The organism is Crocosphaera sp. XPORK-15E, from assembly GCF_034931425.1.
GTDB lineage: Bacteria > Cyanobacteriota > Cyanobacteriia > Cyanobacteriales > Microcystaceae > UHCC-0190.
In genome coordinates, this window is record NZ_JAYGHQ010000002.1 from 186,403 (window position 1) to 198,815 (window position 12,413).

Sequence of the window (12,413 nt, forward strand, 5' to 3'; positions counted from 1 at the left end):
AAAAATATATAACTGTTTTGGGAGTTTAAGGGAGAGTATCTAACCCCTAGATACATTATCGGCAATCGTTTTGAGAATCAGGTTCACCATTTCAGGAAATTTGACTAATTCTTGAGCTAAGGTTATCTTTTCTTCGGGAGAAAGATTGCCAATCATTTTGAGGATTTCAGGCAGACTTGACTCTGATGGTAGCGTATCTTGACTGACATCCATAACTTGGGTCATATTTTCTTCATCAAATAATCGCCCTCTCAATGATTCTGATTTGTCTAAGTCAAAAATTTCTCTATTAGATCCTTCAGGGGAGCCAATCTCAGAAATTTCAAAGGTTTCAAAGACATTGGGTTCAACCTCAGAGGAACTAGATGACTCAGGTTGTTCTTCAACTACATTATCCAGTTCAGACAGCAAGGAAATCAAGGCTTCAGAGGCAGTTTCTGATTCAACGGACAAGTGAGGGGGTAGATTAAGGGCTTCTTCCCAAGGCAATTTTTCCACCGCTTCAGGATCGACCGTCTGTTCTAAATTTACCTTACGACAGGCTATTTGAGGGGGCAAACCTCGTAAATACCAGCGATACATCTGGGCTAAATTTTCTTCGTCTCCTTGCCATTCTAGGGCGATCGCGTCTCGCACTTCTAGGGGAATTAATGCTCTGAGATCTGAGAGGGGTTTTTCTGTCCACTCATCAGGATCTGCCGTTAGTTGACGATAATCTTGATCCGTTGCTTGATTTCCTTGTTGAATTAAATGAGCGATCGCCGAGGAAAAGGATTGAGAAACTGACCCTTGACGTTCTGATTTGTCTCGACCTAATGCTTCCCCAATACACCGTTTTACCGCCGATTTGGCGGGGCGGTTTTGCTCTGGAGAAATCCATTCTAGGGAAATCTTTTCAAAAGAGCGCATTAATTTAATCGCAGTACGATAAAGTCTGATTAGTCTTTCTTCTGTCACTGGGGTTAACCCATTGACTTGATTGAAAACCAGATCGCTGTCTCCTTTAATTTCTAGACCACTAAGTCCCAGTTTTTGAGCTTTTTTTAAGCCAATAATTAAGCCCGTGTATTCTGCTTCATCTTTGCTGGTAAAAGAAATTAACTGACTGACGGTGTATCGCCTACCGTTGGGCATCAATAAAATGGCGGCCGCTGCTCCTTGACCTGAATTTCCCTCAGATCCCCCATCAAATAGCATGATCGGTGTATCCTTGGCCATAATAGGTTGGTTGGTATAGCTAGACATCGTAGGTTGCTCGAATGGGGATAGTGATCAGTTAACCAGGCATTCATGAAGTCATTCGTAACAATTAGCTAATTGTTTGTATCCCAATTTTAATCGTTGAGGAGCATCCGATGAGTCATTTATCTGATCAAGAAGGGTTTGAGAGGAAAAACCACCACAAAAAACTCCCTCAAATTGATTGGAGTGAACTTGAGGGAGTTTCATAATAATGATTAGCTTATTCTTCTTGCCAACGGGATCTGATAGAAAGTTTAGGCATATTTTGACGGTCAGAACGAGGCCGAGTTGGGGCAAATTGTCGGTCAGTCTCCTGTCGTCGGCGATGATTGGGGCGTGAGTTTTGATTAGTGGAATCTTCGTAAACGTCCAGGCAAAGAGATTGACCCGCCGCCATCGCTGCTTTGGTCAGGACGGTGCTAATGGACTGTAGGTTGCGTCCTCCTCTTCCATATACTCGCCCCTTGTCACTGTCTTCAAAGGCTAACCGAATCCAAACCCGCTGATTATTATTAACCCATTCACAGTCAATGCTCAGGGCTTCTGAATCTTCTAGTAAAGGTTTCACTAAAAACGCGAGCAGCCCTAAGTAGTCAGGGCCAGCGGAATTGCCTGGATTATTCCCATTCGTAGATTTAGGCATTAACTTGTTCAAATACGTTCGCTTTTCGGAGAATGCTCCGCACTGTGTCTGTAGGTTGCGCCCCCTGCTTTAGTCTGGTGACAATAGCTGGCACATTTAACCTGGTTTCATCGGTTCTGGGATTATAAAAGCCTAATTCTTCCAGGGGACGACCATCCCGACGGCTTAAACTATTGATGGCCACGATCCGATAACTGACTTCTCCCTTTTTGCCGTATCTTTTTAAGCGTAATTTAATCATTTGGGTTCGTCTGACTCCTTATTGAACAGTCGCTAATGGTGATTAGATGTCGTTATAATTTCCATTGTGAACTTCTAATTATACCATAAAATCTCTCGGTCTTGAGCCGAATTTTTAACACTGTCCCTGACATTTCCTGGATTAAGCTAATTAAACGGCAGTGATAATCTCACTCTTTCCTCTGGTTCGGGTCGTTCTTGGCGAACATCAATAGCAGGTGAACCATCTCCCCCAAATAATCTTATTCTGGTTTGGGGTCGTCGTTGTTCTTCTACTCCGATATTTAAGCGACCATTATCTTCTATAACTCGGACATTTGTTCTTCTGTGACGATCATTCGATAAGTCTACTCTGATCCCATCCCCTAGTTCAATAATCTGTGCTTTAACCGGAGAAACGGCTAACCACATTGAACTTCCTAACAAGCTGGCCGCCACAAGATTAATTACCCAAATTCCTTTCATTCTAATTCTCCTAAAAAGACCAAGAGTCAAAAAGCCTATTTTCAGTCTAAGGGGCTTGCTATCCTGATTACTTCCCCTAGATGGATGAGTCGTAATCCAGGTTTCATGAGATAAAAAAACTACACAGAAAAGCACAAACTAAGATATTATAAGTCTTGCAGCAGTTTAAGATTTTCTGAAATTTTCCCAGACTCATCCTGTTCGGGATCTTAGAAGCGAGTCTATTTCTAAAGTTGATGGGATCAAAATACATTCGGCATGATATAACATTTTCAAATCTTGTCTGCTGTTTAGGATTAATCCAATTCAGACTTTATGCCTCCCTAGAGAGGAAATTACCCATTTTTAGGAGAAATCATTGTGATGAAAACTATCGTTCGTTTGCTGGCTGTTGCCCTCGTCATGATCAGTTCTTTCGGATTTGTCGGACAAGCGATCGCTGCCAGAACCCTTAACCCCGTTGATGCGAAACTGACCACGGAATTTGGTCAATCTATTGACTTAAACAACAGCAATATTCGTGTTTTTCGTGAGCTACGGGGTTTTTATCCCAACTTGGCCAGCAAAATTATTCTAAATTCTCCCTATGACAAGGTGGAAGATGTCCTGGAAATTCCTGGACTCAGTGAACGTCAAAAACAACGCTTACAAGCTAATTTAGACAAGTTTGTCGTTACCCCTCCTGCCAGCGAACTCACTGAAGGCGATGATCGCTTAAACCCTGGTGTTTACTAACTATCCTCATTGATAGTGTTTTTCTGTGAACCCACTTTTTAAAAGAGTGGGTTTTATTTTTTTCACGAAAACTCGTTAAATTATAGACAGCAATCTCTGAGACATCATTCATTTATGAGCAGCGAAACTGAGTATATCAAAGAAGCCGATGCAACTCGCGTACGGGTTTTAAGTGAAGCCCTCCCCTACATTCAACAATTTGCTGAACGTACCGTCGTGATTAAATATGGGGGGGCTGCCATGAAAGATAGTTCCCTCAAAGATAAAGTGATCCGAGATATTATTTTTCTCGCCTGTGTTGGCGTTCGTCCGGTCATTATTCACGGTGGGGGGCCAGAAATCAATAGTTGGCTCGATAAACTAGGCATTGAACCTCAGTTTAAAGATGGTTTACGGGTGACTGATGCGCCGACTATGGATGTGGTCGAAATGGTGTTAGTTGGTCGCGTCAATAAATCATTAGTGTCTCTCATTAATCAAGCTGGGGGTCATGGCGTTGGACTCTGTGGAAAAGATGGCAATTTGGTCCAAGCTCGTCGCGTTGATCAAGAAGGAATTGGCTTTGTGGGTGAAGTCAGTAAGGTGAATGCCAAAGTTGTCCACTGTTTAGTCAATAATGGCTACATTCCGGTTATTTCCAGTGTGGCTGCTGATGAAACGGGACAGGCTTATAATATTAATGCTGATACCTTTGCCGGGGAAATTGCCGCAGCCTTGGGGGCCGAAAAATTGATTTTATTGACAGATACTCCCGGAATTCTGGAAGATTATCATGATCCCTCCACTTTGTTGGCCAAATTGGATATTAAACAAGCCAGAGACTTAATCGGCCAGGGAATTGTGGCCGGGGGCATGATTCCTAAAGTGAATTGTTGTGTGCGATCACTGGCTCAAGGGGTGCGGGCGGCTCATATTATTGATGGTCGAATTCCTCATTCTATACTGCTGGAAATCTTTACAGATCAAGGGATTGGCTCAATGATCGTCGCCTCAGAATACCAAGCTTAAGGCTAGTCGGTTCGGCTGATGGCAGGGATGATTAGGTAGTAATTACCGTACTTCTAGCTCAAAAGACTTGCCAAAATCGAACCGATCAGGTAACAATAAGGAAATGAAGATACTTCTCAATATCTCTGTTTAGATAAATATCTACAACCAAATAAAACACACCCATACAAGAGAAGTATTGCTCTTAGAGCATTTGTACAATTTAGTAAACGCAAGTTGATTGAGTCTATGACTAAACAAGTCGCTCATCCCATGTTGAAGTTTCAACGAAAAGTGTCTTCCCTTGTGGAATCGAAAGTCCTCAAATCGAGTGATAGTATTTGGAAAGTTGCCCTACTCTATGGAGATGATTGGGCCTATTGGAAAAGGGAACTCCTAGAATTTGGCTTTACCATGCAAGATCCCGTCAGTGACGTGATAGTGGTAGAAGGTTGGGATGAAGATTAGTCCTGATCGCATCTAAGGGATGTAGTTCACCAATGAATAATGAATAATGAATAATGAATAATGGATAATGGATAATTATTCATTGATAATCGTCCTAAGTTTTTTAGGGGATTGGTCTACATCCTTGCAATATTCCCTATCACTCCCCAGGTGAATAATAGGAAGGCCTTATTTTTGTCCGCAAAGAATGCCGAAACGGATTAACCCTCGTTCATATCCATGACGCATTAATCCCAAGGATAAGGCCCCTTCTATGGTTGTCCAGCCGCTATTTAATAAGCTGACTATTGCTGGTAAGTCTAAAGCTGAATCGATTACCACCTGCCAAAAAGGTGCAACAGCTATGGACCAATCATCAACCCGAATATTCTTCAATCCACAGTCACGGGCAATGGTTTCATACTCTGGCAAAGAAATAACATAGGGCAAACAATAAACCCGATAAATTTCTTGTAAATGCCGTTTTTCATCCGCTGTCAATTCCCCCGCCCAGGAATTGGTCGGACGATGACACCAAGTAGCACAAATAAAGGTTCCCCCTGGTTTCAAAACTCGATAACATTCTTGGAAAAATTTTTGTTTATCAGGCATATGTTCGCCGCTTTCTAATGACCATACCAGGTCAAATTGATTGTCTGGAAAGGGCATATTTAGGGCATCAGCCACCTGAAACTGTGTCTTTTCGTTTAATTTGACCCCATAGGCTCGTTCTGTGGCTCTATTGGCTTGTACGGGTGAGAGGGTAATTCCGGTGGCGGTGGCGTTGAATTTTTCAGCTAAATAGAGGGTACTTCCGCCAATGCCACAACCAACATCCAGGAAATTAGAAACTGTTTTAACCTTAGCCCAAAGCAATAATTCTTCAATTAAATCAATTTGTGCTTGACGACGATTGATTTTATAATTCCCGGCCCTTCCATAGTAACCGTGGTGCATATGTTCGCCCCAAATTTTTTCCCAGAGTTCACTGGAAGTATCATAAAATTGGGCAATTTGTTGAGATAAAGTTGAAGTCATCTATCAGTCCTATTTTACACAATTAATTTTAATTGATCCCTAACAAAAAGTGGGTTAAATAATAGCCATTTGAGCAATTTAACCCACTCGGTTGTTTAAGACACATTGCCGCAGCATTGAGAGTCTTCTGAAATTAATATGTTATGCGGAATGATTTTCCTGATTATTTTCAGTTTGATCGCCATAAAGTTCGATTAACTTAATTAGGCGTTCATCTTGCCAATAACCATCAAAAACTGAGTTATTTTTGGCCAATTCAAGACAAATTTCAGGACAGATATCAATGGCTTCTTCTAAACAAGAAATCGCCTCATCTCTCTTGTTTAAAATTGCCTGACAACAACCTTGATAATACCAAGCATATTTATCCTTTGATTCGGCATCAAGGGCTTTTTGATAACAATTAACTGCCTCATCTAGACGGTTTAATTGTTGTAAAATCTGTCCCTGTTGATACCAGGCCCAATAATCACGCGGTTTTGCTTCTAAGGCTTTTGCGTAATTACTTAATGCTGCTTCTAATTGTCCGCCATTGCGTAAACAATCTCCGCGACGATACCAAGCCCAATAATCATTAGGCCGAGTTTCTAAGGTTTTGTCAAATGCGGCGATCGCCTGTTCATGTTTTTCTGATAAACGATATGCTTCTGCGATGCGATATTGCGCCCAATAATCGTTAGAATAAACCGATAATGCTTGATTAAAGCATTCTATGGCTTTGTCATATTCTTTCAATTCTTCGAGATGAACACAGCCTTGATCATACCAAGCCCAATAATTGTTTGGTTGAATTTTAGCGGCGTTTTCATAGCTGACGACAGCTTCATCATAGCGTCCGAGTTCTTCTAGTGTCATACCCTTTTTATACCAAGCCCAATAATCATTTGGGTAATATTCTAAGGCTTTTTCGTAACACATTAACGCATCTCGATAAAGTTGCCCTAAACGGAGTGTATTTCCTTGCTGATACCAACTAAGATAACTGTCAGGACGACATTCTAAAAGACGGTAAAGAGTGGCTGGAGTCTGTATCATGGCTGTTAGAGATTAGGTGAGGGCTATTTTATGATGATTCGTTAAGCAATATGTAATAATTGCATTAAAACGATTGAATATTTACACAATCTACAATTTCCGTTGATTATTATTATCTTATGTTACCTTCAGATTTACTAATTTATCGCTATAGTGGGGAATCTATTGTTCCGAAACACTTACCTTTAAATTCTACCGCGATTGCGTTAGCTTCTGAACAAATTGATTGTTTTCAGGACTCTTTGGGAAATACCCAAGGAGAATTAGACCAAAAACTTTTAGAATTAGAAGGAGACAGCCCTAATTATCGGTTAAAAAGGGGTTTAGCTCATCTTTTAAAAAATCATTTTTCTACCTTTGAAATTGTTAGTCCCTTGGAACCACAAGAACTACGAAAAAAAGTCTTTAGTCGTTCTGCTGAATCTTTACCTATTCCTCAAAATCGTCCCCATTTACTCGAAAATTTAGCTAGTTTACTCAGTGAAGAACTCAAGCGAGAAGTTTTGCCAAGTGAAATTGAAAGAGGATTATATGCAGATTTAAAAGAAAATCGTGTTTTAGTAAACTTTGAATCACCAGAACCTGAAACTTTGATTCATCGTTATAATTTATCCCAAATTCAAGGAGTTTTTTATCGAGCAACTTATATTGTAATTAATGCTCATCGTAATGATCCAGGGGAATATAAACTATTATTTCGCTATTTAAAACTTTTCCAATTAATGACCTATATTGAAGGAGATGCGGACACAGGATTTACCATAACTATTGATGGCCCCACCAGTTTATTTAAAGCCAGTACCCGTTATGGTTTATCCTTAGCTAAAATGATTCCTGCTTTATTGCACGTCAGTAAATGGAGTCTCAAAACTAAGTTACAAAGTCGAGATTCTTACACGGGAGGAATAAAAACCAGTTACTTTAATTTAGACGATCATTGCGGATTAGTAAGTCATTATTCCCAGGGTAAAACTTATGATAGTATGTTAGAAGAATCCTTTGCTAAAGGATGGGAAAAACTAAAGACAGAATGGCAATTAGAAAGAGAAGTAGATTTAATTCCTTTACCTGGGAGTGTGATGATTCCAGACTTCCGTTTAGTTCATCCTGATGGCCGAGATTTCTTATTAGAAATTGTTGGATATTGGCGGCCTGAGTATTTACAAAAGAAATTTTATCAAGTGCGTAATGCTGATGTGGATAATTTAATTTTAGCTGTGTCTGAAAGGTTGAATTTAGAGAAAGCTGGCGTTAATTTTAATGATACCCCGGCCAAAGTTATCTGGTTTAAAGATAAGTTAAATCCCAAAGCTGTGTTGTCCCTATTGGAAGATTATCCATCCTAGAGATGAAACATGATTGCATTGCTTATACTTTGAGACTGACTTTTTTTCTTGCTAAACATAGATTTTTGCTCTCTAAAACTCATGAAGCACCCTTAACTTTTCGCCAATTCCTGACGGTTACGCCACCAAGCGAGGAGGGTACTAGCAATAAAAATACTAGAATATACCCCCGCAGTAAATCCAACAATTAAAGCTAAGGCAAAATATTTTAGAGTTTCTCCCCCAAACAAGAAAATAGCAATTAGGGGTAAGATTGTGGTGAAGCTAGTATTAATAGAACGGGTTAAAGTTTCATTGACAGAAATATCGATCACCTGATTAACAGAAAGATCCGGTGAACCTTCAAAATTCTCTCGAATACGGTCATAAATTACTACGGTATCGTTAACAGAAAAGCCCACAATTGTCAATAAAGAAACGAGAAATAAACTATCAATTTCTACTCCGGCCACTAATCCTAAAATAGAAAAAATACCAGCAGTCACTAAAACATCATGAAATAGGGCCACAATAGCAAAAAACGCATAATCAAACTTAAAACGGATACTAAGATAAACAATAATGCCAAAGAAAGACACTAATAAAGCTAAAATTCCCGACTCAAATAATTCTTTCCCAATGGTAGGGCCAACAGTATCAATTTGAATAGTTTCAGGATCAAACGGCCCAATTTTATCGTTTAATTCCTGTTGTAATTGAGTGCGTTTATCCACATCAAGGGTTTTGGTACGAATAGAAAGAATATTTCCTTCTAAGACTTGAATTGTACTTCCTGCCAAATCTTGAGCGGCTAAAATATTTCTTACTTCTCCCGTATCAATGGGTTGATCACAGGTTTTTTCAACAGCACAAGCTAACTGTAATTGTAGTCTAGTTCCCCCAATAAAGTCTAATCCTGGACGTAAAGGGGCCTTAAAAGTTGAATAAGAGATCACCATACCAATGATCCCAGCGAGGATAATTAAGGAAGAAATTGACCACCATAAACGTTCCCATTTAATGACATTTAATTGCATAATTCTTTTAAGATTTCGTGGGTAAATTAGGGCAAAATAGTTCAGGTTTTTTACGAACTGCTGGCAGTCCCAAAACCGTTACTAATAGTAAGGTACGACTACAAGTTAAAGCAGTAAACATACTAACTAAAATACCGATCGCCAAGGTAAGAGCAAACCCTTTAACTAAGCCAGATCCTAACCAAAATAATGCACCACAGGCGATCAAAGTAGTGACATTACTATCTAAAATACTAGAAAAGGCGCGATAAAATCCCGATTCTACGGAACTATAAAGAGTTTTACCAGCGCGTAATTCTTCACGGGTTCGCTCAAAAATCAAGACATTAGCATCCACTGCCATACCAATACTCAGAATAAATCCGGCGATACCAGGTAAGGTTAAGGTAACACCAATTAGGGAAAAACAGGCTAAGGTTAATAACGTATAAACCCCCAAAGCTAAATCAGCAATTAAGCCAGGAAGGCGATAATAAACCACCATAAAGATTAACACTAAAATTAATCCTGCCACCCCTGCATAAATACTGCGTCGGATACTATCTTTACCTAAAGTAGCCCCAACGGTACGATTTTCGACAATTTCCACAGGAAAAGGTAAGGAACCACCCCGTAGTTGAACAGCCAATTCATTAGCAGTTTCTGAGGTAAAATTCCCTGTAATAACAGCACTTCCCCCGGTAATTCCCGTATTAGCAAATTCGGCCCCAACCACAGGCGCACTAATTAAAACATCATCCAAAAAAATGCCAATACTGCGACCAGTTCCGGCGATATTTTTAGTCAGTTCAGCGAACTTTTTACCCCCATCATCATCAAAATCCAGAATAACTTCCCATTGTTCCCCTTGACTGGGGCCATAACGGGCATTTTTCAGATCTTTTCCCGTTAAATCAACAGACTCGAATAAGTCTAAGACTGCTTTATTAGATGTTTCTAAAGACTTAGTTAATTCGTCGGCCCTAGCAACATTTTCTGGGGTTTTATCCGCCAATTTTAGGACTTCTAACTCTGCTTCTTTTTGCCGTTTAATCGTATATTCAGCATTAAACTGCCCTTCTGTTCCCTGACGTTGTTGACGAAACTCTAATTGGGCCGTTCCCCCTAAAACCCGTTCTGCTTGTTGAGGGTCAGTGACTCCGGGTAACTGCACCACAATTTTATCCTGGCCAACGGTTTGAACAATGGGTTCAGCCACTCCTAACCCATTAACCCGATTTTCTAAGACACTCTTTTGTGCGGCCAAGTCTTCGGGGCTAATGTTGGGAACTTCTTTGGTGGGTTTGACTTGGATGGTTAATTGGGCCCCACCTCTGAGATCTAATCCCAATTGTAAGGGCATGGCGGCCAAAACGGCGATCGCACCGACTACTAGGGCAAGAATTAAACCGATCAGCAAACGCTGTTTTTGCATGGTAAGTCCTTGATATTAGATTCGCAGGGTCATTAATTTTTCCACTGCTTCAACGATTTTCGGGGGTTGAACAATGGTCAATCTTTCTAACATTCCATTGTAAGGGGTAGGAATGTCTTGGGAAGATAAACGTACCACAGGGGCATCTAATTCATCAAAAAAGTTATCATTAATTAGGGCAATTAATTCTGCGGCAATGCCCCCGGTTTTCATACATTCTTCCACAATAATCACCCGATGGGTTTTGCGTATAGAGTCCCCAATAGTTTGTAAGTCAAAGGGTTTGAGGGAAATTAAATCAATAATTTCTGGATCATAGCCTTCTTCTTCCATTTGTTTAAGGGCCTGTAGACAATGATGACGCATTCGAGAATAGGTAAGAATGGTTACATCTTTGCCTTTACGGACAATTTCTGCCTTGTCTAAAGGGACAATATATTCAGTTTCAGGGAGATTTTCTTTGAGGTTGTAGAGTAAAACGTGTTCAAAAAAGAGAACGGGGTTATCATCCCGAATAGCTGCTTTGAGGAGTCCTTTGGCATTATAAGGAGTGGAACAAGCCACAATTTTTAAGCCGGGGACTGCATGAAAATAGGCTTCTAACCGTTGAGAATGTTCGGCCCCTAATTGTCGGCCTACACCCCCTGGGCCACGAATTACCATAGGAATTTTGAAGTTACCACCGGAAGTATAGCGCAACATTCCCGCATTATTGGCAATTTGGTTAAAGGCCAATAATAAAAAGCCCATATTCATCCCTTCGATGATAGGCCGTAAACCTGTCATCGCGGCCCCGACTGCCATTCCTGTAAAGCTATTTTCAGCAATAGGGGTATCCAAAACCCGCAAGTCTCCATACTTCTTACAGAGATCTTTGGTAACTTTGTAGGAACCGCCATAGTGGCCTACATCTTCCCCTAAGACAAACACTGTCTCGTCTCGTCCCATTTCTTCATCAATGGCTTGACGAAGTGCATTGAATAATAATGTTTCTGCCATATATTTACCAATAACCCACCCTTGTCATCCTATCATCACAGCCTTACATTTTATCGTTTTCGGGAGCGCATGGCCATTTTTTCTGATCGGTTAGACATTAACTAAGTATAGATTATTGCTTATTTTGCTGACGAACCCACTGACGAAAATCTTGTAAAGTTACTGTTTCTCCATCCTTTAAACTTTGTTGAATAAAGGGGGGAATTTGTGCTAATTTTAACCAAGGAAAAGCCTGACTATATTCAGATTGTTCAACAATGGACAATTGACAATGGACAATTGACAATTACCTCTACCTAAAAGGTAGAGGATTGAAAATAAGGAAAATTTTTTTAATTTCTCCCCTTAAAAGAGGAGGTTTTAAACCAAATTAACCAATTGTCAATTGTCAATTGTCAATTGTCAATTGATAAATAGACTTTTAACTTGGTTTTGCGTTACGCTGTTACTAACACATCGGAAAAATGTTTTTATGAATTATCAAAAAACTTATCCCCATAATTTCAGTATTAATGAACTTCTTAAAGCAAAACGTGAAGAAATTATCGCTATTGCAGCTAAACATGGAGCATCTAATCTAAGAATATTTGGTTCAGTTGCTAGAGGAGAAGCTGATGAGAATAGTGATCTTGATATTCTGGTAGACTATTCTTTAGATAAAATTAGTTCTTGGTTTCCTGCTGGATTAGTTTTAGATCTCGAAAATTTGTTAGGATGTAAAGTCGATATCGCAACGGAAGCAGGGTTAAAAGAACGTATTAGAGAACGAGTTTTAAGAGAAGCTAAACCTCTATGAGAGATGATTC

Annotated in this window: 16 protein-coding genes; 5 read left to right on the forward strand and 11 right to left on the reverse strand. The window is 39.9% G+C overall.

The genetic code is table 11. The features are described 5' to 3' along the window. Positions 1–39: 39 nt before the first annotated feature. The 5 genes from VB691_RS02395 to VB691_RS02415 all read right to left on the reverse strand — a co-directional run bounded on the left by VB691_RS02395 (position 40) and on the right by VB691_RS02415 (position 2,590). Positions 40–1,245, reverse strand: a complete 1,206-nt coding sequence (locus tag VB691_RS02395) for a ribonuclease HI family protein (RefSeq protein ID WP_323289856.1) — start codon at positions 1,243–1,245, stop codon at positions 40–42. A gap of 51 nt (positions 1,246–1,296) precedes the next feature. Further along, positions 1,297–1,449 (reverse strand): hypothetical protein, encoded by a 153-nt coding sequence (locus VB691_RS02400; protein ID WP_323289857.1) that lies wholly within the window; start codon positions 1,447–1,449, stop codon positions 1,297–1,299. 13 nt (positions 1,450–1,462) lie between these two features. Beyond that, entirely contained in the window at positions 1,463–1,885 is a 423-nt protein-coding gene (locus VB691_RS02405) for a KH domain-containing protein (protein WP_323289858.1), read from the reverse strand. Further along, on the reverse strand, positions 1,878–2,126 hold the full coding sequence (rpsP, locus tag VB691_RS02410) for a 30S ribosomal protein S16 (protein WP_323289859.1): 249 nt from the start codon (positions 2,124–2,126) through the stop codon (positions 1,878–1,880). The genes VB691_RS02405 and rpsP overlap by 8 nt, the downstream gene beginning before the upstream one ends. Before the next feature lie 146 nt (positions 2,127–2,272). Then, positions 2,273–2,590: a hypothetical protein gene (locus tag VB691_RS02415; RefSeq protein ID WP_323289860.1), complete on the reverse strand. Its 318-nt coding sequence runs from the start codon at positions 2,588–2,590 to the stop codon at positions 2,273–2,275. A 363-nt stretch (positions 2,591–2,953) separates the two neighbouring features. Between VB691_RS02415 and psbU the strand changes: the two genes are divergently transcribed. From psbU to VB691_RS02430, 3 genes are all read left to right on the forward strand, one after another. Further along, entirely contained in the window at positions 2,954–3,325 is a 372-nt protein-coding gene (gene psbU / locus VB691_RS02420; protein WP_323289938.1) for a photosystem II complex extrinsic protein PsbU, read from the forward strand. A gap of 114 nt (positions 3,326–3,439) precedes the next feature. Further along, positions 3,440–4,333 carry an acetylglutamate kinase gene (gene argB / locus VB691_RS02425; RefSeq protein ID WP_323289861.1) on the forward strand — a complete coding sequence of 298 codons (894 nt, stop codon included), beginning with the start codon at positions 3,440–3,442 and terminating at the stop codon, positions 4,331–4,333. A gap of 228 nt (positions 4,334–4,561) precedes the next feature. Then, entirely contained in the window at positions 4,562–4,780 is a 219-nt protein-coding gene (locus tag VB691_RS02430) for a DUF4327 family protein (protein ID WP_323289862.1), read from the forward strand. Between the two features lie 168 nt (positions 4,781–4,948). Here the strand turns inward: VB691_RS02430 and VB691_RS02435 are convergent, their stop codons facing one another. Next, on the reverse strand, positions 4,949–5,797 hold the full coding sequence (locus VB691_RS02435) for a methyltransferase domain-containing protein (RefSeq protein WP_323289863.1): 849 nt from the start codon (positions 5,795–5,797) through the stop codon (positions 4,949–4,951). Positions 5,798–5,938: 141 nt separating this feature from the next. Further along, a complete protein-coding gene (locus tag VB691_RS02440) occupies positions 5,939–6,832 on the reverse strand; it encodes a tetratricopeptide repeat protein (RefSeq protein WP_323289864.1) in 894 nt (297 codons plus the stop codon). Positions 6,833–6,951: 119 nt separating this feature from the next. Between VB691_RS02440 and VB691_RS02445 the strand changes: the two genes are divergently transcribed. Beyond that, entirely contained in the window at positions 6,952–8,178 is a 1,227-nt protein-coding gene (locus VB691_RS02445) for a DUF790 family protein (RefSeq protein WP_323289865.1), read from the forward strand. Between the two features lie 92 nt (positions 8,179–8,270). Here the strand turns inward: VB691_RS02445 and secF are convergent, their stop codons facing one another. The 4 genes from secF to VB691_RS02465 all read right to left on the reverse strand — a co-directional run bounded on the left by secF (position 8,271) and on the right by VB691_RS02465 (position 11,893). Then, a complete protein-coding gene (gene secF / locus VB691_RS02450; protein ID WP_323289866.1) occupies positions 8,271–9,194 on the reverse strand; it encodes a protein translocase subunit SecF in 924 nt (307 codons plus the stop codon). 7 nt (positions 9,195–9,201) lie between these two features. Beyond that, on the reverse strand, positions 9,202–10,608 hold the full coding sequence (gene secD, locus VB691_RS02455) for a protein translocase subunit SecD (RefSeq protein ID WP_323289867.1): 1,407 nt from the start codon (positions 10,606–10,608) through the stop codon (positions 9,202–9,204). A 15-nt stretch (positions 10,609–10,623) separates the two neighbouring features. Continuing rightward, positions 10,624–11,607 (reverse strand): alpha-ketoacid dehydrogenase subunit beta, encoded by a 984-nt coding sequence (locus VB691_RS02460; protein WP_323289868.1) that lies wholly within the window; start codon positions 11,605–11,607, stop codon positions 10,624–10,626. 112 nt (positions 11,608–11,719) lie between these two features. Beyond that, positions 11,720–11,893: a hypothetical protein gene (locus tag VB691_RS02465; protein WP_323289869.1), complete on the reverse strand. Its 174-nt coding sequence runs from the start codon at positions 11,891–11,893 to the stop codon at positions 11,720–11,722. A gap of 186 nt (positions 11,894–12,079) precedes the next feature. Here VB691_RS02465 and VB691_RS02470 point away from each other — a divergent pair, with 186 nt between their 5' ends. Continuing rightward, a complete protein-coding gene (locus VB691_RS02470; protein WP_323289870.1) occupies positions 12,080–12,403 on the forward strand; it encodes a nucleotidyltransferase family protein in 324 nt (107 codons plus the stop codon). The last annotated feature ends 10 nt before the right edge of the window (positions 12,404–12,413 follow it).

Bases quoted from the DNA above. Each gene is read 5' to 3' on its own strand.
- VB691_RS02430 (WP_323289862.1), top strand. From the start codon at position 4,562: ATGACTAAACAAGTCGCTCATCCCATGTTGAAGTTTCAACGAAAAGTG.
- secF (WP_323289866.1), bottom strand. From the start codon at position 9,194: ATGCAATTAAATGTCATTAAATGGGAACGTTTATGGTGGTCAATTTCT.
- VB691_RS02405 (WP_323289858.1), bottom strand. From the start codon at position 1,885: ATGCCTAAATCTACGAATGGGAATAATCCAGGCAATTCCGCTGGCCCT.
- secD (WP_323289867.1), bottom strand. From the start codon at position 10,608: ATGCAAAAACAGCGTTTGCTGATCGGTTTAATTCTTGCCCTAGTAGTC.
- VB691_RS02445 (WP_323289865.1), top strand. From the start codon at position 6,952: ATGTTACCTTCAGATTTACTAATTTATCGCTATAGTGGGGAATCTATT.
- VB691_RS02395 (WP_323289856.1), bottom strand. From the start codon at position 1,245: ATGTCTAGCTATACCAACCAACCTATTATGGCCAAGGATACACCGATC.
- VB691_RS02470 (WP_323289870.1), top strand. From the start codon at position 12,080: ATGAATTATCAAAAAACTTATCCCCATAATTTCAGTATTAATGAACTT.
- VB691_RS02440 (WP_323289864.1), bottom strand. From the start codon at position 6,832: ATGATACAGACTCCAGCCACTCTTTACCGTCTTTTAGAATGTCGTCCT.
- VB691_RS02415 (WP_323289860.1), bottom strand. From the start codon at position 2,590: ATGAAAGGAATTTGGGTAATTAATCTTGTGGCGGCCAGCTTGTTAGGA.
- VB691_RS02400 (WP_323289857.1), bottom strand. From the start codon at position 1,449: ATGAAACTCCCTCAAGTTCACTCCAATCAATTTGAGGGAGTTTTTTGT.
- VB691_RS02435 (WP_323289863.1), bottom strand. From the start codon at position 5,797: ATGACTTCAACTTTATCTCAACAAATTGCCCAATTTTATGATACTTCC.
- rpsP (WP_323289859.1), bottom strand. From the start codon at position 2,126: ATGATTAAATTACGCTTAAAAAGATACGGCAAAAAGGGAGAAGTCAGT.
- argB (WP_323289861.1), top strand. From the start codon at position 3,440: ATGAGCAGCGAAACTGAGTATATCAAAGAAGCCGATGCAACTCGCGTA.
- VB691_RS02460 (WP_323289868.1), bottom strand. From the start codon at position 11,607: ATGGCAGAAACATTATTATTCAATGCACTTCGTCAAGCCATTGATGAA.
- psbU (WP_323289938.1), top strand. From the start codon at position 2,954: ATGAAAACTATCGTTCGTTTGCTGGCTGTTGCCCTCGTCATGATCAGT.